The sequence below is a fragment of the Streptomyces sp. NPDC024632 genome, assembly GCF_055559175.1.
Genome location: NZ_JBVHLD010000016.1, coordinates 77470 through 101859, shown reverse-complemented (window position 1 = coordinate 101859; position 24390 = coordinate 77470). Strand labels below are relative to the sequence as shown.

Sequence of the window (24390 nt, the reverse complement as noted above, 5' to 3'; positions counted from 1 at the left end):
TGGTGGTCTTGCGCGGCGCGGACACCGGCAAGATGATCGTCCCGGTTCGGTGAGACGGGGGAGTGACGGGAGTGTGGGATGACGGCACACCAGGCGCCCCAGGTACCGCAGGCGCCCCAGACGCGACAGGGCCGGCGGGCACCGCGGGCGCAGCGGGAGCGCGGGGCGCCGCTGCGGATCGCGAACTGCTCCGGCTACTACGGTGACCGGCTGTCGGCCGCCCGCGAGATGGTCGAGGGCGGCCCCATCGACGTCCTCACCGGCGACTACCTGGCCGAACTGACCATGCTGCTGCTGTGGAAGGCGCGGCAGCGCGACCCGGACGGCGGCTACGCGGTCTCCTTCCTCGCCCAGATGCGCGAGGTGCTCGGCACCTGCCTGGAGCGCGGCATCAAGATCGTGGTCAACGCGGGCGGCCTCAACCCGGCGGGACTGGCCGCCAAGCTCGCCGAGTTGGCCGCGGTCGGCGGCCTGCACCCGTCCGTGGCGTACGTCGAGGGCGACGACCTGCTGGACCGGCTGCCCGAACTCCAGTCCCGCGGCCACGACTTCGCGCACCTGGCCACCGGCCGCCCGCTGGCGGGCTCCGGCGTCGAGCCGGTCACCGCCAACGCGTACCTCGGCGGCTGGGGCATCGCGCAGGCGCTGCGCGGCGGCGCCGACGTGGTGATCTGCGGCCGGGTCACCGACGCCTCGCTGGTCGTCGGGCCCGCCGCCTGGGCCTTCGAGTGGGCGCTCGACGACTGGGACCGGCTGGCGGGCGCCGTCACCGCGGGCCACATCATCGAGTGCGGCACCCAGGCCACCGGCGGCAACTACTCCTTCTTCACCGAGATCCCCGACCCGGTGCACCCCGGCTTCCCGATCGCCGAGATCCACGCCGACGGCTCCAGCGTCATCACCAAGCACCCCGGCACCGGCGGCGCCGTCACCATCGGCACCGTCACCGCCCAACTCCTGTACGAGATCGGCGGACCCGGCTACCTCAACACCGACGTCGTGGCCCGCTTCGACACCGTCCGGCTCATCCAGCAGGGCCCCGACCGGGTCTCCGTCGGCCCGGTCGCGGGCGAGCCCGCGCCCGACACCCTCAAGGTCTGCCTCAACCACCGCGGCGGCTACCGCAATTCCGCGACCTTCGTGCTCACCGGCCTCGACCTCGACGCGAAGGCGGACTTCGCCGAGGCCACCCTGCGCGACGCGACCGGCGGGCCGGGCCGCTTCGCCGGGTATGACCTGCGGCGCGAACACGGCGGCGAGGCCGACCGGTTGACGCTCACCGTCAAGGACCCGGACCTCGAAACCGTCGGCCGCGGCTTCTTCACCGACGTCGCGGGCTCCGCGCTGGCCGGCTACCCCGGGCTCTACCTGGAGCACGCCTCGCCGCGCCCCACCGAGTACGGCGTGTACTGGCCCGCGCTGGTGGCCGCCGACGAGGTCACCGCCGTGACCGTGCTCGCCGACGGCACCCGGCTGCCCGTACCGCGCCCGCCGCACGGCGCCACCGACCTCCGCGAGGGACGGCCGGGTCCGGTGCCCGACTCCGGTCCCGTACCGCCGCCGCTGGTGTCGCCGGTCACCGGACCCGCGCCGCGCCAGGCGCGGACCGGGCCGCCCGAGCCCTTCGGCCGGACGGTACGGCTGCCGCTCGGGACCGTCGTCGGGGCGCGCTCGGGGGACAAGGGCGGCGACGCGAACGTCGGGCTGTGGGCACGGGACGACGAGGGGTACGCGTGGCTGCGCGCGTATCTGGACGTACCCCGGCTGCGGGCCCTGCTGCCGGAGACCGCGACGCTGCCGGTGAGCCGTTGGGAACTGCCGAATCTGCGCGCGGTGAACTTCGTCGTGCACGGGCTGCTCGGCGACGGCGTCGCCGCTTCCACCAGGGCCGATCCGCAGGCCAAGGCGCTGGGGGAGCGGCTTCGGGGATGCCTCGCGGACGTGCCGGAAAAGCTGGTGGATCTTTTGCAGAGCCAGTACACGCCGTTGCCCAAGAGGTGACATTCGTGGAGTCATGATGGGAATCGTCCGAGGGCGACGGGCCCGCGGGGGTAGTGAAGGGCGGTCCCCATGGACGGCGACATCCTGCGCAAGGCGATCTTTCTGCTGCGTGAGTGCCACGAGTCGGAGCAGCAGGTCGTGACCAGGCTCAAGGACTACTTCCCCGGCCTGACGCTCGGCGACCGGGAGATGTACGTCAGCGAGGCCCGCGACCTCGTGCACGGCATCCACCCCGCCCACTCCGCGCCGCCCGCCCGGTAACCGCCCGCCCGGCCCCTGGCCTCGGGATTCCCGCCGCCCGGGGCCGACGGACCCCCTGACCCGCGCGACCGCCCGGTCCCCTCCTCGCTTCGGGCGGTCGCGCGCGGCATGATCGGCACCATGAGCAATCTCGACACGACGCCCGCCGCCACCCGCTGCGGCGGGCGCGCCGACGTCTCCGCCGCACCGGTCCGCGACCTGCTCGCCGGCCGCACCGTCCAGCTCGGCGAGAGCACCGAGGTACGGCGGCTGCTCCCCAACCTCGGACGGCGCATGGTCGGCGCTTGGTGCTTTGTTGACCATTACGGGCCCGACGACATCGCCGACGAGCCCGGCATGCAGGTGCCGCCCCATCCGCACATGGGCTTGCAGACCGTCAGCTGGCTGCACGACGGCGAGGTGCTGCACCGCGACAGCCTCGGCAGCCTCCAGACGGTGCGCCCCCGCGAGCTGGGCCTGATGACCTCGGGCCGGGCCATCGCCCACTCCGAGGAATCACCGCGCGACCACGCCCGCTACCTGCACGGCGCCCAGCTCTGGGTCGCCCTGCCCGACGCCACCCGCGACACCGCGCCCTCCTTCGAGCACCACCCCGTACTCCCCGAGGTCACCGGCGGCGGCGGACTCCACGCCACCGTCATCCTCGGCGACCTCGACGGCGCCGCCTCGCCCGGCACGATCCACACCCCGCTCGTCGGCGCCGACCTCACCCTCGCCGCCGGTACCGACGCCCGGCTCCCGCTCGACCCCGACTTCGAGTACGCCGTCCTCACCATGTCCGGCGAATCCCACGTCGACGGTGTCCCCCTCACCCCCGGCTCCCTGCTCTACCTCGGCTGCGGCCGCCGCGAACTCCCCCTGCGCGCCGACACCCCCGCCTCCCTCATGCTGCTGGGCGGCGAGCCCTTCGCCGAACGCATCATCATGTGGTGGAACTTCGTCGCCCGCACCAGCGAGGAGATCACCGAGGCCCGTACCGCCTGGCAGTCCGCCACCCGCTTCGGCGACGTCCGCGGCTACGACGGCGAGCGCCTGTCCGCCCCCGACCTCCCGCCGGGCCCGCTGAAGGCGCGCGGCCGGGAGCGCTGACCGGGCCGGGGTCGCGGCGGGGAACGGCGCAGGGCCCCTGGGCGGCGGGGCGCGCCGGGCAGGGGCCCTGGGGGGAGCGGGGGGTCAGGACGCGGAGTGGTCCTGGGCCGCCTTCTGGACGTACTCGTCGGTGTACGTCTTCGACAGGTCGATCGTCTTGCCCTTCACGGTCGGGTCGACCGCGGTCAGGACGCGGAGCACCGTCTGCGGGGCGTCGGCCGGCATCTGGCCGGTCGGGTTGTACATGCCCATCTCGTTGGCCAGCGCCTGGACGTACTGGTCCTTGCCGCTGCCGGCGTAGAAGTCGGCCGGGACCTGCTCGGTGATCTCCGCGGCCGAGTGGGACTCCATCCACTGGAGCGTCTGGTAGACGGCGTTGACCATCTTCTGGACGGTCTCCTTGTGGCTGTTGGCCCACGCCGTCTGGACGGTCAGCGCGGTGCCGGGGTACGGGCCGCCGAGCGCGGCCTTGGTGCCCGCCGCGGTGCGCATGTCCGCGATGATCGTCCCGAGCTGCTTCTTGAGCAGCGTCGAAATGGTCGGCTCGGTGGTGACACCCGCGTCGATCCGGTTGTGCTCGAAGGCCGCCACGAAAGTGGCACCGGCCGCCACCGCCACCAAGTGGGTGTCGGCCACCGCGATGTTGTTGTGGATCGCGAGGTACGAGGCGATGGTGGAACTGGCGGAACCGAGCGAGGTGACGCCGACGTTCTTGCCCTTGAGGTCCGCGGGCGACTTGATCGACGGCGCGTTCGTACGGGCCATCTCGACCATGCCGGGCGCCTGGAGGAGCTGGACGACCGCCTGGGTGTTCTTGCCCTTGAGCTGGAGCTTGAGGTTCGAGTCGTAGAAGCCGATCATGCCCTGGGCGTCACCCTTGAGCAGCGCGTCGGAGACCTGCGGCGTGCCCTGGAGGTTGGCGATCTTCACGTTCAGACCCTGCTTCGTGAAGTAGCCCATCCGCTGCGCCAGGATCAGCGGGAGGTAACTCTGGTTCGCCTGGTTCGACAGGGCGATCGTCACCGTCTCCAGCGACCCCGCGCTCGCCGCGTCGGTGGTCTTGTCGGACTTGCTGTCCGAGCAGGCCGTCACGCCTGTCGCCAGGACTACCGTCGCGGCTGCGAGAACGATCTTCTTGTGCCACATGTGCGTTGTCTTCTCCTCGGAAGCGGGTGGGTCGTGCGCCGTCTCGGGTCGTGCCGCGGGCCGCGAGTCGCCGCGGGGCGGTTGACCGTCGGGGGGATGGCGGAATGGGCGGGGATGGCGGGAGTGGCGGAGGCGTCCCCGGTCCCGGCGGTGCTGTCGCCGGTCACGGCGGTCACGCCTGCGCTCCGGACTTCTGCGGACGCGGCTGCCAGCTCAGCAGCCACCGCTCCAGCAGCGAGATCAGTCCCTCGGCCGCCAGCGCGAACGCGGCGGTGATGACGAGTCCCGCGTAGACCCCGTTGGGATCGAAGTTGGCCTGCGCCTGGAAGATGAGCAGCCCGAGGCCCTGCTGCGCCCCGAGCAGTTCGCCCACGATCGCGCCGGTGATGGCGAAACCGAAGGCCACGTGCAGGCTGGTGGTGATCCAGCTCAGCGCGGACGGGACGACCACGTGCAAGGTCACCCGGGTGTTGCTCGCGCCGAGGATGCGGGCGTTGGCGAGGAGATTGCGGTCCACCTCGCGGGCGCCCTGGAAGGCGTTGAAGAACACGCCGAAGAAGACCAGAACGGCGGCCAGCATGACCTTGGAGCTGATGCCGAGACCGAACCAGATCGCGAACACCGAGCCCAGCAGGATGCGCGGGATCGAGTTCAGGGTCTTGATGTAGGGGGCGAAGACATCGGCCAGGAAGCGCAGCCGGCCCAGCACGATGCCGAGGACGACACCCAGGGTGACCCCGATGCCGAAGCCCATCAGGGTCTCCTGCAACGTCACCCACACCTGGTCCCACAGCGGTCCCTGCGACGTACCGTCGCGCACCCAGCCCCACAGCTTCGAGCAGATGCCCGACGGCTTGCCGGAATAGAACGGGTCGACGACCTCCGTCGAGGCGAGCACCTGCCACAGGCCGATGAACGCGGCGAGGACGGCGGCCCTGACAACGTTGACCCACACGCGGCGCCTGGCCCGTTGTCGCCTGGCCAGCGCGGCGCGGGCCGCTCCGGCGTCGCTCTTCGGCGGTTCGGGTCGCGCGAGGATCTCGTCGGTCGCCGACCCGGTCGCGGTGTCGGTCTTCATAGGCTCATGCCTCTTCCGTACGGATGGTTCAGGCCGCCGATTCGGGCGCCACGGTCTCGGCCGACACGGTCTCGGGCCGCGCGGCCGTGCGGGAGTACGCGAGCTGCACCTCGTCCCGCAGCGCCTGCCAGACCCGTTCGTGGAGCTTGACGAATTCGGGAGTGTGCCGGATCTCGCGGGGATTGCGCGGCCGGGGGAGATCGATCTCGAACTCCTCCTTCACGGTGGCCGGTCCCGCCGTCAGCACCACGACCTTGTCGGCGAGCGAGATCGCCTCCTCCAGGTCGTGCGTGACGAACACGACCGAGGGCCGGGTCAGGTCCCAGAGCGAGAGCAGTTCGTCGGACATGATCTGACGGGTCTGCACATCGAGCCCGGAGAAGGGCTCGTCCATCAGCAGCACCCGCGGCTCGTTGATCATCGTCTGCGCGAGCGCCACCCTCTTGCGCATTCCGCCGGAGAGCTGGTGCGGGTGGTACCGCTCGAACCCGGCGAGGCCCACCCGGCGGATCCACTCGGCCGCGGCGGCGTGCGCCTCCTTGCGGGACGCGCCCCGGAAGCGCGGACCCGCCGCGACGTTGCCGATGACGGTCTTCCAGGGGAACACCGCGTCCGTCTGGAAGACGAACCCGACGTCCTTGCCAATGCCCTCCACCGGGCGCCCGTCGACGAGCACCTCACCGCTGTCCGGACGTTCCATGCCGGAGATCAACGAGAGAGTCGTCGATTTCCCGCATCCGGTGGGACCCACGACCGCGGTGAACTCTCCGGGCCTGACGGTGAAATCGATGTTGCGCAGGACGTCATGATTTCCGCCCTGCGGGGTACTGAAGGACTTGCACACGTCGCGCATCGCGATAGGCGATGTCGTCGGTTGCGGCGATTTGACTAGACCATTGCTGTGCCCGTGCTGGGATTCGCTTGCCACGCGAGTGAGGCTGCCAGAACCGACGGGCAGACACCAACCTCGTCGAACAAGGGTGCATTGACTTAAGCGTCCGGAGGCCGCTGACCTCACTCTCCGTCGACGTCGTTGTCCGGAGAAATTCCGTCTAGTGCCTCTTTCTCCCGACTATCCATAGTGGGTTAGACGCGGAGGGTTCTCCGGGGGTAGCTTCTGGCGAATGACGTTTCGCCATCTCGACATATCGCCTGAAACGCATCTTCCCGACCGGCTCGCACTGCGCATGCTCGTGGAGACTTTCCGGCCGGATGTGATGGACCGGCTCGTGGACAAAACCGAGCGCCGAGAGCGCCGCAGGCGTCTCCTGCCCGCACAGCTCATGATGTATTTCGTTCTGGCGATGTGGCTCTTCGGGGCCTCCTCTTATGAGGAGGTGCTCGCCAAACTCACCGGCGGTCTGCCCGAGATGTTCCCGGGCGCAGGCGTCGGCGGATCGGGCGACGTGGCCAGCGCGGCCGCCATCGCGCGGGCGCGCATGCGGCTCGGCGTCGAACCCCTCAAGGCGCTCTGCGGCCACCTCGCCGACGCCGCGGGCCACGGGACCCGGCTGGACGGCGAGCGGGTCTTCGTCTACGAGAGCGTCGCGATGGAAGTGCCGGACACCCCCGCGAACAGGGCAGGTTACGGCTCCCCCGACACCACGGCGCCCCGGTTGGACAAGCACCGGTCGCTCGACGTGTGGGTGTCCTCGCTCACCGACTGCCGACTGCGCGTCTCGGCGGTCGCGGCCATCACGCCCCGGGCCGAGGAAGGCGCCGAGGGCCTGCTCGCGCAGTGGCCGGAAGACCTTCTCGACAAGCGGGCGCTGGTGGTCGGCGACGAGGAACTGATCCCGGTCGCGCTGTGGTCGGCGCTGGCCGAGACCGGCGCCGACCAGATCTGGCGCTCCGGCGGCCTCGGACCCGCCCCGTACTCACTGCCGGTGATGCGCGAACTCCCCGACGGCTCCTACCTGTCGGAACTGGCGACGGACGCCGGTCCCGGCGAAGGTCCGGGGCCGGGGACCGCGGTCCGGGTGGTGCCGTGCGGCGACCGCACGGCCGCGCGAGCCGCCGCGGCGGGACCGGTGCTGGGCGCTCCGCTGCTGGTCACCTCGGTACTCGACAGCACGGTGCCGGCCGACGAGATCAGGGCCCGCTACGAACAGGCGGCCGTCGCGAGCGGCGACGGGGTCGCCCACTTCGTCGAGCAGATCACCGGGCCACGGGTGCTATTACGGTCGAAAAGCCCTGAACTCGTGCAGCAGGAAATATATGCCCTCCTGTGCACCTATCATGCCGTCGGACACCTGGTATCGCCGCCGCTTTCGGTGGGTCCGATTTCGACCGATCCGACCACTGGACTGGGGGAGTGGGCGGCGGTGAGGCCGCGTTAAGTCAGTAGCGCAACCCTTTGCTCCTGCGGGCACGCGTGTGCTGCAATAAAGTTCCCGCAGAGGGCGTGGAAGTGAACAGACACAAAGAGCCTCCGACCTGGTACGCAGAGGTATGCGGTCGGAGCCGAACGTCTCATCGCGGTGAACCGGATAATCAAGCGTCGCCGCGCCATGCGGCGGCGTTATGAGGGTTAAGGGTTAGTGAATGGAAGACCAGCGGTCTCACGGAGCCGGCAATCCGTTGACATGCGGGGACCGCTTGACACAGCACGATGCGGCGACGGCATGACGAGCGCGCGGAGACGGGGTCGCGCGCCCGCACCGAAATGGATCTCCCCCCTCACCGGGCTCGGCTCCAGGCTCTGGACCAAACGCAAGCTCGGTGACTGGCGGCTGCGCAATCGCATGCTGCTCCTCGTGCTCGTCCCGCTGATCGCGATCATTCCGCTGGCGGGCGTGCGCGTGTTCTCCGCGGTCGGCAACCTCCGGAGCGCGGCCCATATCCAAGGGCAGGCGCAACTCGCCCGGCAGGTGTCCACGCTGGTCAGCGCGCTCGACGACGAACGCGACCTCACCCAGTTGGCACTCACCGGGTCGGGTACCGCCAAGGACGACAAGCTCGCGGCGGCGCAACAGGCCACCAACGCGCAGGTGAAGGCGTTCGGCCAGAGCCTGGACGAACACCGGAGCAGCGTCGACGCGCTGCCCGCCGCCGTACGCCTGATCGGCGTGCGCGCCGAGGCCCGGCTCGGTGACCTGACCCCGCTGCGCGCCTCGACCAAGGGCCTCGCCCACGGCGCCAACACGCCGACCTTCAGCGCCTACAGCACGATCATCGGCAATCTGCTGGACTTCAGCCAGCAGCTCGCGGCGGTCGGCTCCGACCACACGCTCGGCAGCCTGGTCACCACGCTCGCCTCGATCGAGCAGATCGAGCAGCAGACGTCGAGCGAACGCGGCTTCATCGTCGACGCGCTCGACCGCGGCTTCACACTGGAGCTCAAGGAGAACATCGAGCAGGCGCACTTCGAGACCGCCAACGGCACCTTCACGAACAACGCGTCGACCTCGCTGCTCAACCTGTACCAGTCGACGGTCAGCGGCGACAAAGTCGGCGCGGCCGACGGCACCATCCAGGTGGTCGCCACCGCCGCGCAGGAGGACATCCCGCTCGACAGCCTCGGCATCACCAAGGCCACCGCGTTCCAGCAGATCACCGACAAGCTCGACGCCGTACGCACCGTCGAACGGCAGACCGTGGCGGACCTCAACGACCGGTCCTCGCACCTGCTGTCGGCCGTGCGCACCCAGCTCTACCAGAACATCGCCATCATCGTCGCCGTGGTCGCGCTGTCCTTCCTCGGCGCGCTGATCCTGGCCAGGTCCGTGGTCCGGCCGCTGCGCCAACTGCGGGTGTCCGCACTGGACGTGGCCGACAACCGGCTGCCGGGCGCGGTCCGCCGACTGCGCGACGTGAACCCCTCGGAGACGGACCGGCCGGTACGGGTCGAGCCGATCGAGGTGCAGTCGCAGGACGAGGTCGGCCAGGTCGCGCGCGCCTTCGACCGCGTGCACTTCGAGGCGGTCCGGCTCGCCACCGAGCAGGCGCGGATGCGCTCCAACGTCAACGCGATCTTCACCAACCTCTCGCGGCGCAGTGAGAGCCTGGTGCTGCGCCAACTCCAGCTCATCGACGACCTGGAGAACAGCGAGCAGGACCCCGGTCAGCTCACCGCCCTGTTCCAGCTCGACCACCTCGCCACCCGCATGCGCCGCAACAACGAGAACCTGCTGGTGCTCGCGGGCGAGGAGCAGAGCCGCCGCTGGGACCAGCCGGTGTCGCTGTTCGACCTGGTCCGCGCCGCGACCGCCGAGGTCGAGCAGTACGAGCGCGTGGTGCTCTACGAACTGCCCGACGTGGCGGTGGTCGGACATGCCGCCACCGACGTCGTCCACCTGATGGCCGAGATCATCGAGAACGCCACGACGTTCTCCGGCCCCGAGACCCAGGTGCTGGTGGGCGCCAAGATGCTCACCGCGGGCGATGTGGTCCTGGACATCGCGGACGCGGGCATCGGCATCCGGCCCGAGGAGCTGGAGCGGATCAACCGGCGGCTCGCCGAGCCCCCGGTCCTCGATGTCGCGACCTCCCGCCGCATGGGCCTGTTCGTGGTCGGCCGGCTGGCGGCCAAGTACGGCATCCAGGTGCGGCTGACGAGTACGGGCAGGACCGGCCTGAACGCGCTCATCCGGATCCCACTGACTTTGCTGGTGTCCGCGAGCGAGCTGGAGGTGGACGGCCCGCAGGTCTTCGACCAGTCGGCGCTGCGGCCCGGACCGTACGACACCGGCGAGACGGCCGGGCTGCCGGGCGGCGGGGTCGCGGCCGGACAGGCGGGCGACCCGCGCTTCGACGGCCCCTACGGGCCCGCGGGCACGCCCTCGCGCGGCCGGTCGTACGACGACGTTCCTGCGGGCCGCCACTCCGGTCAGCCCGACGGCGGCTTTCCGTGGTTCCACGACCAGGAGGAGGGCGGCGGCCCCGACGGCGACTTCTCGTGGTTCGCCTCGGAAGAGGAGGAGGCCGAGGCGGTCGCACGCCTGGAAGGGCACGGGTCCGACCGGTTACCGATCTTCGACGCGATGAGGTCGCAGTGGCCGGCCGGGCAGGGACCGCAGCAGGCGCGGCCCCCGCAGGGGCACGTACGTCCGCAGGTCCCGCCGCAGCCGCAGGCGCTGCCCCACCAGCGGGTCCAGCCGCCGGCCCAGCGTCCGCAGCCCCTGCCGCAGCCCCAACCCCAGGCGCAGCTCCGGCCGCAGGCGCAACCCCGCCCGCCGGCCCAGCCGCCGGGCAACCCCGGTCACCCGTCGCCCTCGTGGGCCCGGCCGGGACCCGAGGACGCGGGCGGCCAGGCGACCGGAGGCACGACCGCCCAGGGTCTGCCCCGGCGGGTGCCCCTGAACAACCTCTCGGCCGAGGCGCGCCCGCGCGGCCCGGTGCCGCAGCCGAACGCGGCGCCCACCGCCCCCCGCGCGGCGAACCTGATGAGGGATCGGCTGTCGAACTTCCACCAAGGGGTCAGACAGGGTAAGGATGGGTCCGACCGCGAGGGGCCCGGCCGGACGCCGGGCGGATCGGGTCCGCTATGAGCGGACTCACAGCTCCCACGACCTCCGTGTTTCCCGTGTTTCCCCTGTCCGTAGCGCCGTCGGACGACGTCCTCGGCAGCATAGGAAGCAGCTACACCCATGAGCGATCTGAGCAACGAAGCACAGAACCTGAACTGGCTCATCGCCAACTTCGTGAAGCAGGTGCCGGGAGTCGCGCACGCGGTCGTGATCTCCTCGGACGGCGTTCAACTCCTGGCCTCCGCGTCCCTGCCCAGGGACCGCGGCGAGCAACTCGCCGCGATGGCCTCGGGCCTGGCGAGTCTGACGCAGGGCGCGGCCCTGCTCTTCGAGGCCGGGGTGGTCACGCAGACCGTCGTCGACATGGAGAACGGATTCCTCTTCCTGATGTCGGTCAGCGACGGCTCCGTGCTGGTGGTGCTGGCCTCGCCGACCTGCGACATGAAGGTCGTCGGTTACGAGATGGCGTTGCTGGTCGAGCGGACCGGCGACGTCCTCACGCCCGACGTGCGCAGGGAACTGCAGAACGCGCTGGCCGGCTGAGGGCCGGCGCGATGGGCCGTCCGAATCACACCCGGAAGGATGTGCGTTCGTGAGTGGAGACCGAGACCGAAGGCGCAACTCGCCGTTCGTCCGTCCGTACGCCGTCACCCGCGGCCGGACGACGGCGCGGACCGACTTCGCGCTGGAGGCCCTGGTCGGTACGACCGCTCTCGCCTGGGAGAGCGGTGTGCGGTTCTTCCCCGAGCAGCAGGCGATCTGCCGGCTGTGCATGAACCTCACATCGGTGGCCGAGATCTCCGCGCTGATGAACATCCCGCTCGGCGTGACCCGCGTCCTGGTGGGCGACCTCGCCGAGAGCGGCTTCGTCATCGTCCAGCAGCCCACGTACGCCGAGGGCCGGCCGGACGTCACGCTGCTGGAGCGGGTGCTCACCGGGCTGCGCGGCCTCTGAGGCCGCGCGGTCGCGGTACCCGAGGTCCGGTCCCGCGCCGGTCCTGCCCTGTTCCCGGCCGTACGACGGCCGCGCCCGACGACCTACGGAGTGCCGTGCCCGAACTGTCCAGCCTCGCCCTGTCCTTCGGGGCCGCGGCACGGGACTACGACCGCTACCGGGTGGGTCCCTCGGCCCGGATGCTCGACTGGCTGCTGCCCGCGGACTGCCCCTCGGTGCTCGACCTGGGCGCCGGGACCGGTCTGCTGACCCGGTGGCTCGCCGAACGGGTCGAGGACGTCGTGGCGGTCGAACCCGACGCGCGCATGCGGCGGGTGCTCACCGGCGTCTGCCCGCGGGCGACGGTGCTCCACGGGTTCGGCGAGCGCATTCCGCTGCCGGACGCGCGGGTCGCCGCGGTCACGGTGTCCTCGGCGTGGCACTGGATGGACCCGGCCCTCACGCTCCCCGAGATCGCCCGGGTGCTCACCCCGGGCGGCTCGCTCGGCATCCTCTACACCCGCCGCGACCGGCGGGTGCCCTGGGTGGACGTGCTGGACGCCTACGTCCACGACGAGATGGGCAACGACGACTGGATCGGCGACCTGATCCAGCGCATGTCCGACGGACCGTGGCTCCCCGACGGTGTCCCCTTCGCGCCGCCGCAGGCTCATGTCGTCACCTGGACGGCCGAGTTGACCGTCGAGGAGGTCGTCGCGATGTTCGCCACCTACAGCAGGTACATCGCCCTGCCGGACGGCCAGAAGCGCGAACTCGCGGACCTGATCGGGGCGAAGGTCCGCGAGACGGCCGAGATGCGGGACGGCCTGGTCGTGATGCCCATGATCTGCCACGGCTGGCGCACCCGCCTGACCGCCTCCTGATCCGTCGGGCGGTCAGTTCGCGCGGGGCTCCTCGGCCTCCGCCGGCCGGGTCGCGGTGGCGATGCCGATCCGGTTCCAGGCGTTGGTCGCCGCGACGGTCCAGATCAGGCGGGCCGTGGCGTCGGGGCCGAGGAGGGTGGTGACCTCGGCGTGGACGGCGGCCGGGACGGCGCCGTCGGCGGGGCGGGTGAGGTGCCGCGCCAGGTCGAGGGCGGCGCGCTCGGCGGGCGTGAAGTCGGGGGAGTCGGGCCACTGGGGGAGAGCGGCGAGCTTGAGCGGAGGGTGGCCCGCCGCGAGGGCGGCCTCGTGGTGCAGGGCGGTGCAGTAGGCGCAGCCGTTCATCTGCGAGACGTGCAGGCTGACCAGTTCGGCGATCTCGGGAGCCAGGCCCTCGGCGGAGACCCGGGTCAGCTCGGTGAGCGCCTGGAGGGCGTCGGGGGCGGCGGCGGTGGGGTTGACCTGCGGCATGGGCGTGGCTCTCAGGGGTGTGGGGGCGGGGTCTGTTCGAAGCTGACCGGTGTCTCGGGGGTGAGCTCCAGGTCGGCGCCGGTCACCGGGGCGTCGGCGTGGATGAGGATGTTGTAGTGGTTGGGGAAGTGGCAGGCGTCAAAGCCGAGGACCGTGCCGACGGTCCGTCCGCCGATACGGACGGTGTCGCCGCGGTCGATGACACCGCCGCGGTCCAGTTCGACGAAGCCGAGGAAGCCCACGCGGTCGATCCGCGCCCCCGGCGCGCTGTCGGTGTGGTCGGTGGTGACCAGTTCATGGACCTCGCCCGCGCGCACGCAGCGGCTGGCGTGGGGTTCCAGGGCCATGCCGCGGTCGTCGCGGCGGTGGATCAGGACCTTGACCAGACAGCCGTGGACGGTGCGCTTGAGGCCGTCCTCGCGCGGGGCGGCAGCCCTTTCGGGGGTCGGCTCTTGAACGGTGGGCTCTTGAGCGGCGGGTTCTTGAGCGGTGGGCTCGTGCGTGGCGGCCTCGTGCGTGGCGGGCTCGTGCGCCGCGGGCGGGGTCAGCACGCCGTCACCTCCGTACGCCGGTACGCGGCCTCGACCAGCTCCAGGGCCGCCGTACCGCCGTGGTCGGCGCGGTACGGACCGCGGAGCCGGGCGGTGAAGTCCGCGAGGATCGCCGCGTACTCGTGCCGGAGCGAGGACTTGAAGCCCTGGTGCCCGGCCAGCATGTCGGCGTGGTGCACGGACCCGTCGGCCAGCGTGACCGTCACGTCCTTCAACTCGCCCGGATACGACCAGTCCAGCTCGACCGTGGCACGCGCGGCGCCGGAGACGGAGCGCAGCCCGATCGTCGCGGTGCGGTCGAGCCCCGTCCCGTCGTAGCCGATCCGGGCGGTCTCGACGGTCACCTCGCCCAGCAACAGCCGTACCAGGTCGAACGCGTTGGGCCCGTTGTCGGCGACGCAGCCGCCACCGCACCGGGCCGGGTCCAGATACCAGCGGTCCCGCCCGATGTGCTCCTCGATCCGCTCGAAGTACCGGACCGTGACCCGCTCGACCGGCACGTCCCGCGGCAGCCCGGCGGCCAGCGCCCTGACCGCCGCGTTGTAGCGCCGGTGGAAGGCGGTGAACAGCGGCACCCCGGACGCCTGCGCGAGCGCGGTCAGTCCGGCGCCCTCCGCGCCGGTGAGGGCCAGCGGCTTCTCCACGCACACCGGTACGCCCGCGCGCAGGAAGTCGGCGCAGAGCGCCGCGTGGGCGCCGTTCGGGACGGTGATCACCACGCCGTCGAGCGGCGGCCCGGCGGCGAGGAGTTCGCGGTGGTCGCGGTAGGCGGGTACGGCCCCGGACGCGTCCTGTCCGCCCCTGGCGGCGAGTGCGGCCGGGTCGCGGTCGCAGACGGCGGCGAGGCGGGCCGCCGGGGAGGCGTCGAGGGCGGCCAGGTAGAAGCGGGAGATGACGCCCAGGCCGACGACGGCGATCGGGTGCCGGGTCATCGGCGAAGGCCCCCGTCCAGCGGGGCGGGCGCGGTCAGGCCGAACCGCCCTGCCACATCGCCGAGTTCGCGGTACTGCCCGGCGGTGACCGGCACACCGTCCGCACGGTGGGCGTCGGCCGTCGCGCCCTCGGTCCAGCCGGGGTAGCGGACGGGGGAGGCGGGGTCGACCGGCGGGCAGGCGAGCAGGCTGCCGAACAGCGAGTCGGCGTCCGAGGCGACGTCCTCCCGCGGGCGGAGCATGGCGGGGGCGATGGCGGCGACCAGAGTGCCGATGTCGTCGTCGCGGCCCGAGGGGCGCCCGTCCCCGTCCAGCGCCTCGGGGGCCGGGCCCAGGCCGGAGCCGCTGACCAGACCGGCCAGCACCTCCACCGCGAGCCCGAGCCCGTAGCCCTTGTACGCGCCGGTCTCCGGCGCGCCGCCGAGCCAGCCGAGGTACGCCTGGCCGCGGTCGAAGGCCGCCGGGTCGGTGACCGGAAGCCCGGCCTCGTCGGTCAGCCAGCCCTCGGGCACCGCCCGGCCCGCGCGGGCGGCGGCGCGCACGCGTCCGGTGGGGACGACGGTGGTGCTCATGTCGAGCACGAACGGGTGGCGCGGCCCGGCGGGGGCCGCGACGGCGAGCGGGTTCGTGCCGAGCATCGTGACCCGGCCGCCCGGCGGGCGGGCGATGCGCTGACGGCCGCAGTTGGAGGCCACCAGGCCGACCATGCCGCGGTGCGCCGCGCGGGCCGCGTGGTACCCGGCGCAGCCCAGATGGGTGGCGTTGTGGACGCTGACCAGGCCGACGCCGAAGCGCTCCGCGCGCTCGACGGCCAGGTCCATCGCGTCGGCCGCGGCCCACAGGCCGAGCGCGCGCCGGGCGTCCAGGCGGACCGCGGCCCCGAGATCCACGGTACGGTCCGGCTCGGCCGCCGGGTCGGCGCGGCGCTCCTCGAACAGCGGCAGATACAGCAGGGTCAGATTCGTCACGCCATGGGAGCTCATCCCGGCCAGATCGCCGTAACACAGCGCCTCGGCCGCCGTGGCCGCCCGCTCCCCGGCGAGACCGCACCGCGTGAAGACGCCGGTGACGAAGGTCAGCAACTCCTCATACGCGAGGCGCACGGTACTGTCCGGCGCCCGCGCCGGAAGGGTCGACTGCGGCGGGCTCGACAACGGCATGGGGCTCGTTCCTCCTGCTGACGGGCGTGGACGGCGCAAGTGGCGTGGACGGCGCGGGAAGTGACGGCGGCGCGGACGGCGCGAGCGGTACCGCGGGCGCGGGCACGGGCACGGCAGGCGACACGGCCGCGTCGAAGGCGGCCAGGAGGCGCGGGACCGTGGCCGCGAAGGCGTCCAGGTCGGCGAGATCGGCGAACTCACCCGCGGCGTGGGCGCGGTTGGCGTCGAGGCTGCCGGGGCCCAGGACGACGGTGTGGGCGTCGGGCACGCCGGACATCCAGATCGCGTCGCAGGTGAAGGCGGGTTCGGCGGCGGGCCACCGCGGCACCTCGGCGCGGTCGAGCAGCGGACCGAGCCACGACGGGTCGCCGTCGAGCGCGGGCAGGCCGCGCTTGAGCCAGTCCAGCCGCAGGATGTCCGCCGCGTCGGCCGCGGTGCGGGCGAACCGCCGGCTGTGCCGGAAGGCGGCGCAGAAGGACTCCAGCCCCTCGGCGACGGCGTCGCCCAGCAGCCGCTCCAGCCGCCGTCCGGTGGCGGCCGAGCCGTAGGAGAGGTTGAGCAGCAGGTCGCCGCTGCCGTAGACGCGGTTGTGCAGGTCGCCGGTGCGCAGGCCCGCCACGCACACCTGCCCGTCGGCCGGGTCGAGTCGCGGGTCGAGCGCGGCGGCGAGGTGCTGGGCGAGATGGCCGAGCAGGACGGTGGCGTTGTGCCCCGCCCCGGGCCGGTCGTCGATCGCGTCACGGCCGCGGACGCTCAGCCGCGCGGTCATGGCCGCGGTGCTGCGGGTCAGGGCCCGGCCGCCGGTGGGTTCGCAGAAGACGTTGAGCCGCCCGTGGTGCCCGGCGTCCACGAGGGGACGGGTGCCGAAGGCGCCGAGCGCGCCGCCCTCCTCGCCGGAGACGGCCTGCACCAGAATCCGGGTGTCGCGGGGGAGTTCGGGCCGCTCCCGCAGGGCACGCCGCAGTCCGGCCAGCAGCGCGACGGCCGGGCCCTTCGCGTCGATCGCGCCTCTGCCGTGGAAGCGGTCACCGTCGAACGAGACCGGTTCGAGGCCCGCGACGGTGTCGAGGTGGACGTTGAACATCACCGTACGGTCGCGCGGTGCCCCGGCCGGGCCGAGGGCGAGCACCAGGCTGGGCTGGCAGGCCAGGAACTCCGGCCGCTCGGCGGCGGCTTGACGTACCAGGAGCGGTACGTCGTCGCGGTCGACGCAGGCGGGCGGCGGGGCCGCGTGGTGCAGGACGGTGAAACCGAGTTCGGCGGCGGCCCCCGCGTAACGGCGCTGCGCCTCCCACAGCGCGGGTGCGGGCGCGTCGGGGCCGCATTCGAGCGGGCCGGCCGTCGGCAGGGCGAGCAGGTCGAGCAGCAGGGCGCGGTCGGCGGAGCTGAGCGGGCTCACCGAGCGGGCTCCCGCAGCGCCGCCCCGTCCGGCGGGGTGTGCGCGATGGTGCCGCCGGGCACCCGCGCGCACGCGTCCAGCAGATTCCGCAGCGCCACCCCGCTCCTGACGAAGGCGGCGTGGCACCGCTCCTCCGGATCGCGGTGGTCCTCGTGCGGCCGTACGGCGATGTGCGGTTCGATCGACAGCGCGCCCCGGTAGCCGTGGGCCAGCAGGGCGCGCAGACAGTCGGCGATCCGCAGGTCGCCGGTGCCCGGCTCGCAGTAGGCGGGGCGGCCGTCGGGGGCGATGACGGCGTCCTTGACGTGGACGTGCAGGATTCGGTCGGCGTACGGCAGCAGTTCGGTCAGCAGCCGGTGGCCGTCGTAGCCGTACGCGGGGCCGTTGCCGGTGTCGAAGAGCAGGGCGAGCCCCGGGCCCGCGGTCTCCAGGAGGCGGACCGTACGGGTCGCGTCGGCGCCCGCCCAGCCGGAGCAGTTCTCGTGCAGCAGCGTCAGGCCCGACTCGGCGGCGCGGTGGGCGAGTTCGCGGACGCGGCGCAGCGCCTCACGCTCCCAGGCGTCGGCGTCGAGCCCGTCGTTCGGGAAGGACATCACGCGGACGAAGCGGGTGCCGAGCCGGGCGCATCGCTGTTCCAGGACCGCGAGTTCGGCCAGGTCGGCGGCGAAGTCACCGGTCACCGGGCGGGCCCAGCCGCCGATCCTCGCGTCCACCGCGGCGACCGACACCCCGGCGTCCGCGAGCGTCCCCGCGACCCGGTCGAAGGCGGTAGGGGACAGGTCGGCGACCGGCGTGCCGTCCACGGTCCGCAGCTCGACCGACCGCCAGCCCAAGGCGCTGACGGCCGCGATCTGGCCCTCCACGCCGAGCGCGGCCTCGTCGCCGATCCCGGTGAGGCGCAACGGCTCGTCCGCCCGTACGGCGGTCTGCTGTTCAGTGGGCACCGGCCAACTCCCTTCGTGGGCCCGAGGCGTCGGGCGGGGCCGCCAGATTCTTGGCGTCGGTGAGCAGGCCGACCACGCGCGCCTGTCGCGCGAAGTCCGTGGGGCAGGGGCCGTCGTCCCCGGCGAAGTCGGCGTAGGCGCGGAGCATGAACGCGGTCAGGGCGTCGTCGCGGAACACCTCGCGGTCCCCGGCCGGGCATTCCGGTGTGGTCAGCCGCAGTTGGGCGTAGTGGTCGCCGGCGTCGGCCGGGTAGTGGCCGACGGCGGTGCCGCCGTCGAATCCGAGCGTGATCCGGCGCTCGCGCACCGGGGAGGTGAGGTCGGAGCGGATGTCGGCGAGCACGCCGTCGCGGTGGGCCAGGCGCACCTCGGCGCCGCCGAGCCGGGGCAGCCGCCGTCCGTCCACGTCCAGGTCGGTGCACGAGGCGCCGACCACCTCGGCGTCCCCGGCCAGTCGCAGCAGGACGCCGAGCGCGTGCGGGATCTCGATGTCGAACGCCGTGGGGTGCCCCGAGGTGGCGAGCGTGCGCTGGAAGCGCGGCTTGTCCTGCACGACCGAGATCTGCCGCAGCGCGCCGAGACCGGGCCGCTCCTCCACGAGGGCGATCAGCCGGTCGGTGAGCGTGCTCGCCAACCAGGGCGCCACGACGGTGGCTTGGACACCGGGCCGCCCCACCAGCTCCACCAGCCGCGCGAGATCGCGCGGACCCGCCGCGAGCGGCTTCTCCAACAGCAGCCTGCGGAAGCCGAGTCGGAGCAGTTCGGCCACGACCTCGGCGCGGGCGAGCGGCGGGGTGCAGATGTGCACGACCGTGTGCTCCGGGTCCAGCGACTCCCGCGCCCGCGCGAGCGAGTCCACGACGCTCAGACCGGTGTCGCCCGCCGCCCTGGCCCGTTCGGCCGGGTCGCGGTCGAAGGCGATCACCGGCTCCGGCGCGAAGAGCCGGGGCCGCAGGTCCCGCGCCTTGGCGAGGACCGGCAGGTGCAGACCCGCCCCCGCGCGGCCGAGGCCGAGGACCATCGTGCGCAGCGGCATCTCCTGCGTCAGCCTTCCGTCGACTTCGGTGGGGGCGGGGGAAACGAAGCGGAACAGGGCGGTACGGGACAGCGGGGGGAAAGCGCCGGGCGCCGGGGGGAGTTGCGGAAAATGAGGGCAGGGCGCGACGACGTCGGTCAGCCTGCTCGCCCGAACCGGGCGAAGTCAAACAAACGCGCCGATAGCGCCCTTTTGTGTGAATCCCCCCGTCGGCCGCGCCGCCGACCCCCGTCCGGCCGAGGGCCTGGCATAGCGTCGGCCTCCAGCGCGTCCGGGACGCCCGGTTCGTCCGACACGACCGGGCGAACCGCCGCGTCCGGACGAGCGACAGCGTCCGGATGAGCGACCGCGTCCGGATGGACCAGCGCATTCGGCGTACCCGGCGTATCCGGGCAGCAGAGAGGCGGAGATGGACCTCCAGCACACCGTCGACCCGCGCGAACCGGCCCCCGCCGACGTGCCCTTCTTCACCCAGGCCGAGTCCTTCTCCGCCCTCTGGCCGCGGATCGAGCGGCACCTGTCGGAGATGTTCGAGGACGGGAAGTTCTCCCACGGCAGCAAGGTGGCGGAGCTGGAACGGGCGCTCGCCGCCTACACCGGCGCCCGGCACGTCATCGGGGTCAACAGCGGCACCGACGCCCTGGTCCTGCTGCTGCGCGCGGCCGGTCTGCGGCCGGGGGACGAGGTCGTCGTCCCGGCCTTCAGCTTCGTGGCCTCCGCCTCCTCGGTCGTCCTGGCGGGCGGGCGGCCGGTGTTCGCGGACATCGACCCGGTCACGTACGCCCTCGACCCCGCCTCGGTGGAGCGCGTGCTCACCCCGCGCTGCCGCTTCCTGATGCCGGTCCACCTCTTCTGCCAGCTCGCGGACGTGGAACGGCTCGGCGAACTGGCCGGGCGGCACGGGCTCACCGTGGTCGAGGACAGCGCCGAGGCGATCGGCATGCGCCGCGAGGGCGTCCACGCGGGGCTGTTCGGCGCCGGAGGGGTGCTGTCGTTCTTCCCGACCAAGACCCTGGGCGCGATCGGGGACGCGGGGGCGGTGCTCACCGACGACGACGAGATCGCCCGTACCGTGGACGCGCTGCGCCACCACGGCCGGTTCGGGCGCACCATCGCGGACTTCACCACCATCAACACCAGCAGTTCGCTGCCGGGCTGCAACAGCAAGATGGACGACGTGCAGGCGTCCGTACTGCTCGCGAAGCTCACCCGGCTGGACGCGGACATCGCCCGCAGGGAAGCGCTGGCCGACGCGTACAGCCGGCGGCTGGCCGGAACGCCGGGAATCCTGCGGCTGCCGACGGTCGTGGCCCGCGGCGGCACGGCCGATCCGGTCTTCTACGTCTATCTGATCGAGGCCGAGCGCCGTGACGAGCTGGCCGGGCACCTGGCCGCGCACGGCGTGAGCACCGAGACGTACTACCCGAGCCCGCTGCACCTCCAGCCCTGCTTCGTCGAACTCGGCCACCAGCCGGGCGACTTCCCCGTGGCCGAGGCCGCCTGCGCGCGCACCCTCGCGCTGCCGCTCTACCCCGATCTGACCACCGAGGCCGTGGACCGGGTCTGCGATCTGGTCCAGGACTTCTTCTCCGGAGCCGGAGCCCGCCCATGACGCCCGCGACCACGCCGACGCCCGCGACCGCTCCCGTGCCTCCGACGCCCACCACCGTGCCTGCGCCTCCCGCGCCCGCGACGGCCCGGGGCGACCGCCCGCGGCTGCCGTTCTTCCCCCCCGACCTGTTCGAGGCCGACCGCGAGCACCTGCTGCGCGTCGTGCGCGAGACCGGCACCGGACCGGCCCAGAAGTTCATCCTCGGCGAGCACACGGCCCGCTTCGAGCAGGCCCTGCGCGAACAGCTCGGCGCCGCCGACGTCGTCGCCTGCGGCAGCGGCACCAGCGCGCTGACCCTGGTGCTGGCCGCGATGGACGTCGGCGCGGGCGACGAGGTCGTAGTCCCGGCCTTCGGCTGCGCGCCGCTGGCCGGTTCGGTCGTGGCGCTCGGCGCGACACCGGTCTTCGCCGATATCGACCCCTGGACCATGGTGGTCGACCCCGACGACATGGAACGCCGGATCACCCCGCGCACCAAGGCCCTGATGCCCGCTCACCTGTTCTCGGTGATGGCGGACATGCCGCGCCTGACCGCGCTCGCGCGGGACCGCGGGCTGCGGCTGGTCGAGGACTCCGCCGTCGCGCAGGGCGGCGTCCAGGGCGGGGTTCCCGCGGGGCTGGCGGGCGAGGCGGGGGTCTACTCCTTCGTCCAGGTGAAGACCTTCGGCACGGCGGGGGAGGGCGGCGCGGTCGTCACCCGCGACGCGCAACTGGGCCGTACGGTACGGATGCTGCGCAACCACGGGCAGGACGGCGTCCACCGCTTCGTCCACCACCGGATCGGCTGGAACAGCCGGTTCGACGAGGTGCTCGCCGCCTTCCAGCTCCACCGCCTGCCGGGGCTGGCCGGCCGTCTGGAGCGCCGCGCCCGGATCGCCGGTCACTACACCGAGCGCTTCGCCGACCTCGCCGAGCGCGGTGTCCTCGCCCCGCCGCCCGGCCGCGACGGCCGCTGCTATTACGTCTACACGCTCCAGTGCGACCGGCGCGACGCGCTCAAGGCGCACCTGGCCGAGCGCGGTGTCGACTCGCACGTCTACTACCCGCTGCCGCTGCCCCGCCAGCCCGCCTTCTCCGGCTTCGCCGCCCCCGGCGACAGCTGGCCCGCCGCGGAACGCGCGGGCGAGCGGATCCTCTCCCTGCCCGTCTACCCGCACCTGAGCGACGCGCAGGTGGAGTACATCGCCGACGCCGTCAGGGAGTTCGCCCTGGCCCCCTGACGCCCGCGGTCCGCCGACAGGCGCTAGAGCCGTACGACGCGCTCCCCTGACAGCCGGCCCGTCGTGTCGAAGAGCAGCCGGGCCGCCTTGGTGATCGCGCCCAGGTCGTAGGCGCGGTGGGCCTGGAGCAGGACGACCAGGTCCGCCTCGGCCGCGGCCGACAGCGCGTCGTCGTACCGCCGCAGCCGGGGGTCCGCCAGCGGCAGGTCCGCCGCGTGCGGGTCGTGCCAGCCGACCCGCGCGCCGAGGCCGAGCAGCCCGCTCGCCACCTCGAGCGCGGGCGACTCGCGCAGGTCGTCGGTGTCGGGCTTGTACGCGGCGCCGAGCAGCGCGACGCGGGCGCCCGGCAGCGGCACCCCGCGGTCCTGGAGCAACCGCGAGGCGCGCGCGACGACATGGCCGGGCATGACGCGGTTCGCGCGCAGGGCGGCCCGTACGACCTGGAACGCGTCGGCGGGCGCGCCTTGCAGCAGGTAGACCGGGTCGACCGGGATGCAGTGCCCGCCGACGCCGGGGCCGGGGCGGAACGACTGGAAGCCGAAGGGCTTCGTCGCCGCGCACGCCACCACGTCCCACACGTCCGCGCCCACGTCGTGGCAGTAGCGGGCGAATTCGTTGACCAGGGCGATGTTGACGCTGCGGTAGGTGTTCTCCAGCAGCTTCGCCAGCTCCGCCTCGCGCGTGCCGCGGGCCACGATCACCCGGTCCACGAAACGCTCGTACAGCGCCGCGCACTGCTTGGCGCACACCTGCGTCACCCCGGAGACCACCTTGGGCGTGTTGCCGATGCCGAAGAACTGGTTGGCCGGATCGACGCGCTCGGGGGAGTAGCCGAGGTGGAAGTCCCTCCCCGCGACCAGCCCCGACGCCTCCAGCAGCGGTCTGGCCAACTCCTCGGTGGTGCCGGGGAACGAGGTCGATTCGACGACGACCAGCGTTCCCGGCCGCAGATGCGCGGCGACCGTACGACAGGCGGCGGTGAGCGGGCCGAGGTCGGGGCCTCCTTCGCGGGTCAGGCCGGTGGGGACGCAGATCGCGACGGCCTGGGCCCGCGCGAGCGGCGCGGGGTCGGTGTCGACGGCGAAACCGGCGGCGAGCATCCGGGTCACGTCCGCGTCGGTGACGTCACGGACCGGGGACCGCCCGCCGCGCAGCGCGGCGACCGTCGACGGCGCGATGTCGTATCCGGCCACCGCGAGCCCGGCGTCGGCGGCGGCGCGGGCGAGGGGCAGACCCACGTATCCCAGGCCCACCACCAGCAGATCGAAGGACATGACCGAGACTCCCCGGGGACGGTGGGCGCTGCGCGACGGGCGGTCCGGGAAGGCGCCCCGGGGCCCGCTCACCGCGATCTTGAACCAGTCCCCGCCCGGCCCGTGCGTGTGGCGGCCGGGCGGCGGTCATGAGGGTGAATTCTTCACCCTGTCGGCGCTGGTCCGGCCTTCGCGGGAGCCGGGAGCGGCCGGTGACGACCCGCGTCCGGCGCCGACGAGCAGCGGGCCGGGCCACGATCGGGCCATCGGGCTCCCCGCGACACGGCGACGGCGGCACATCCCGCAGTCATATGCGAACCTTCTTCCGATATGGTCCACTTCGTGCGAACCCGGACATTCGGTCCGGACCGTTCGAGGAGAGTTCATGACCCGTTTTGTCACGGCGAAGCGTGCCGCTGTCGCAGCCACCGCCACCGGCGCCGCAGCCCTCGCCCTGGTGGCCGGTTCCTCCGCCACCGCCACCGCGACCGCCACGCAGGTACGCGCCACCCCGCCGTCGCTGACGCTGGACTTCAGCGGCAACAACAGCGCGGGCGCCGCCGCCAGCACCGTGGGCGCGGGCTTCGGCGGCAGCGCCACGGTCAAGGACTCCTCCGGGAAGCCGGTCGGCACCGCCTACGACATGTGCGACAAGGACGCCATCTCCGCCAAGGAGGTGACCGCGTTCTGCCACGCGAACATCGTCTTCAACGGCGGTGACCAGGTCGCCCTCTCGGTGGTCTTCCCGATCCAGAACCCGCTCACCGCGACCTACCCGAAGTCCTTCGACGGCGTCGTCGTCGGCGGCACGGGCGCCTACAAGGGCCTCACCGGCGCGGCCCACTTCACCAACACCGCGCTCGCGGTCTACACCGTGAGCTGGGACGCCTGAGGGATCTGAAGTCCTTTCCGGTGGGCCGCCGTCCGGACGGCGGCCCACCGCCACCCCGCCCA

Annotated in this window: 22 protein-coding genes; 11 read left to right on the top strand and 11 right to left on the bottom strand. The window is 72.8% G+C overall.

Annotated elements, in window-relative coordinates; genetic code table 11:
* Window positions 1–78 precede the first annotated feature (78 nt).
* The 3 genes from ACZ37P_RS28745 to ACZ37P_RS28735 all read left to right on the top strand — a co-directional run bounded on the left by ACZ37P_RS28745 (window position 79) and on the right by ACZ37P_RS28735 (window position 3351).
* Window positions 79–2001, top strand: a complete 1923-nt coding sequence (locus ACZ37P_RS28745) for an acyclic terpene utilization AtuA family protein (RefSeq protein ID WP_467349290.1) — start codon at window positions 79–81, stop codon at window positions 1999–2001.
* A 69-nt stretch (window positions 2002–2070) separates the two neighbouring features.
* Window positions 2071–2262 (top strand): hypothetical protein, encoded by a 192-nt coding sequence (locus tag ACZ37P_RS28740; protein ID WP_188283824.1) that lies wholly within the window; start codon window positions 2071–2073, stop codon window positions 2260–2262.
* 120 nt (window positions 2263–2382) lie between these two features.
* Window positions 2383–3351, top strand: coding sequence for a pirin family protein (locus ACZ37P_RS28735; RefSeq protein WP_467349289.1), 969 nt, complete (start codon window positions 2383–2385; stop codon window positions 3349–3351).
* Between the two features lie 84 nt (window positions 3352–3435).
* On the opposite strand, the gene ACZ37P_RS28730 is transcribed toward ACZ37P_RS28735, so the two are convergent.
* The 3 genes from ACZ37P_RS28730 to ACZ37P_RS28720 all read right to left on the bottom strand — a co-directional run bounded on the left by ACZ37P_RS28730 (window position 3436) and on the right by ACZ37P_RS28720 (window position 6428).
* The gene (locus ACZ37P_RS28730) at window positions 3436–4497 is read right to left on the bottom strand and encodes an ABC transporter substrate-binding protein (protein ID WP_401856319.1); all 1062 of its coding nucleotides are present in this window, start codon (window positions 4495–4497) and stop codon (window positions 3436–3438) included.
* Window positions 4498–4669: 172 nt separating this feature from the next.
* The gene (locus tag ACZ37P_RS28725) at window positions 4670–5575 is read right to left on the bottom strand and encodes an ABC transporter permease (protein ID WP_391048469.1); all 906 of its coding nucleotides are present in this window, start codon (window positions 5573–5575) and stop codon (window positions 4670–4672) included.
* A gap of 28 nt (window positions 5576–5603) precedes the next feature.
* Window positions 5604–6428 carry an ABC transporter ATP-binding protein gene (locus ACZ37P_RS28720; protein WP_391048467.1) on the bottom strand — a complete coding sequence of 275 codons (825 nt, stop codon included), beginning with the start codon at window positions 6426–6428 and terminating at the stop codon, window positions 5604–5606.
* 271 nt (window positions 6429–6699) lie between these two features.
* On the opposite strand from ACZ37P_RS28720, the gene ACZ37P_RS28715 reads away from it, so the two are divergent.
* The 5 genes from ACZ37P_RS28715 (at window position 6700) to ACZ37P_RS28695 (ending at window position 12861) form a co-directional block, all read left to right on the top strand.
* Window positions 6700–7914 carry a transposase domain-containing protein gene (locus ACZ37P_RS28715; protein WP_391161235.1) on the top strand — a complete coding sequence of 405 codons (1215 nt, stop codon included), beginning with the start codon at window positions 6700–6702 and terminating at the stop codon, window positions 7912–7914.
* Window positions 7915–8199: 285 nt separating this feature from the next.
* Window positions 8200–11064, top strand: coding sequence for a sensor histidine kinase (locus ACZ37P_RS28710; RefSeq protein ID WP_467349286.1), 2865 nt, complete (start codon window positions 8200–8202; stop codon window positions 11062–11064).
* Between the two features lie 99 nt (window positions 11065–11163).
* Window positions 11164–11586: a roadblock/LC7 domain-containing protein gene (locus tag ACZ37P_RS28705; protein WP_355333321.1), complete on the top strand. Its 423-nt coding sequence runs from the start codon at window positions 11164–11166 to the stop codon at window positions 11584–11586.
* Window positions 11587–11635: 49 nt separating this feature from the next.
* Window positions 11636–11998: a DUF742 domain-containing protein gene (locus ACZ37P_RS28700; protein ID WP_188283832.1), complete on the top strand. Its 363-nt coding sequence runs from the start codon at window positions 11636–11638 to the stop codon at window positions 11996–11998.
* 95 nt (window positions 11999–12093) lie between these two features.
* A complete protein-coding gene (locus ACZ37P_RS28695; RefSeq protein ID WP_355333319.1) occupies window positions 12094–12861 on the top strand; it encodes a class I SAM-dependent methyltransferase in 768 nt (255 codons plus the stop codon).
* A 12-nt stretch (window positions 12862–12873) separates the two neighbouring features.
* Here the strand turns inward: ACZ37P_RS28695 and ACZ37P_RS28690 are convergent, their stop codons facing one another.
* From ACZ37P_RS28690 to ACZ37P_RS28660, 7 genes are read right to left on the bottom strand one after another with little or no spacing between them, the layout of a single operon-like run.
* Complete coding sequence (locus ACZ37P_RS28690) at window positions 12874–13329, bottom strand: carboxymuconolactone decarboxylase family protein (protein ID WP_391048458.1); 456 nt, start codon at window positions 13327–13329, stop codon at window positions 12874–12876.
* Window positions 13330–13340: 11 nt separating this feature from the next.
* Window positions 13341–13880 (bottom strand): DUF6917 domain-containing protein, encoded by a 540-nt coding sequence (locus ACZ37P_RS28685; RefSeq protein ID WP_467349283.1) that lies wholly within the window; start codon window positions 13878–13880, stop codon window positions 13341–13343.
* On the bottom strand, window positions 13874–14812 hold the full coding sequence (locus ACZ37P_RS28680; protein WP_467349281.1) for a Gfo/Idh/MocA family protein: 939 nt from the start codon (window positions 14810–14812) through the stop codon (window positions 13874–13876). The genes ACZ37P_RS28685 and ACZ37P_RS28680 overlap by 7 nt, the downstream gene beginning before the upstream one ends.
* Entirely contained in the window at window positions 14809–15915 is a 1107-nt protein-coding gene (locus tag ACZ37P_RS28675; RefSeq protein WP_467349279.1) for an Ldh family oxidoreductase, read from the bottom strand. Before ACZ37P_RS28675 ends, ACZ37P_RS28680 begins: the two co-directional genes overlap by 4 nt.
* On the bottom strand, window positions 15899–17371 hold the full coding sequence (locus ACZ37P_RS28670) for a M20/M25/M40 family metallo-hydrolase (RefSeq protein ID WP_467349277.1): 1473 nt from the start codon (window positions 17369–17371) through the stop codon (window positions 15899–15901). The genes ACZ37P_RS28675 and ACZ37P_RS28670 overlap by 17 nt, the downstream gene beginning before the upstream one ends.
* Entirely contained in the window at window positions 17368–18315 is a 948-nt protein-coding gene (locus ACZ37P_RS28665; RefSeq protein ID WP_467349275.1) for a sugar phosphate isomerase/epimerase family protein, read from the bottom strand. Before ACZ37P_RS28665 ends, ACZ37P_RS28670 begins: the two co-directional genes overlap by 4 nt.
* Window positions 18305–19351 (bottom strand): Gfo/Idh/MocA family oxidoreductase, encoded by a 1047-nt coding sequence (locus ACZ37P_RS28660; protein WP_467349273.1) that lies wholly within the window; start codon window positions 19349–19351, stop codon window positions 18305–18307. Before ACZ37P_RS28660 ends, ACZ37P_RS28665 begins: the two co-directional genes overlap by 11 nt.
* Before the next feature lie 409 nt (window positions 19352–19760).
* Between ACZ37P_RS28660 and ACZ37P_RS28655 the strand changes: the two genes are divergently transcribed.
* Window positions 19761–20963 (top strand): DegT/DnrJ/EryC1/StrS family aminotransferase, encoded by a 1203-nt coding sequence (locus ACZ37P_RS28655; protein ID WP_467349271.1) that lies wholly within the window; start codon window positions 19761–19763, stop codon window positions 20961–20963.
* The gene (locus ACZ37P_RS28650) at window positions 20960–22183 is read left to right on the top strand and encodes a DegT/DnrJ/EryC1/StrS family aminotransferase (RefSeq protein WP_467349269.1); all 1224 of its coding nucleotides are present in this window, start codon (window positions 20960–20962) and stop codon (window positions 22181–22183) included. The genes ACZ37P_RS28655 and ACZ37P_RS28650 overlap by 4 nt, the downstream gene beginning before the upstream one ends.
* Window positions 22184–22206: 23 nt before the next feature.
* Here the strand turns inward: ACZ37P_RS28650 and ACZ37P_RS28645 are convergent, their stop codons facing one another.
* Window positions 22207–23457, bottom strand: coding sequence for a nucleotide sugar dehydrogenase (locus ACZ37P_RS28645; RefSeq protein ID WP_467349267.1), 1251 nt, complete (start codon window positions 23455–23457; stop codon window positions 22207–22209).
* 364 nt (window positions 23458–23821) lie between these two features.
* On the opposite strand from ACZ37P_RS28645, the gene ACZ37P_RS28640 reads away from it, so the two are divergent.
* On the top strand, window positions 23822–24328 hold the full coding sequence (locus tag ACZ37P_RS28640; RefSeq protein ID WP_355333292.1) for a hypothetical protein: 507 nt from the start codon (window positions 23822–23824) through the stop codon (window positions 24326–24328).
* Window positions 24329–24390: the final 62 nt, after the last annotated feature.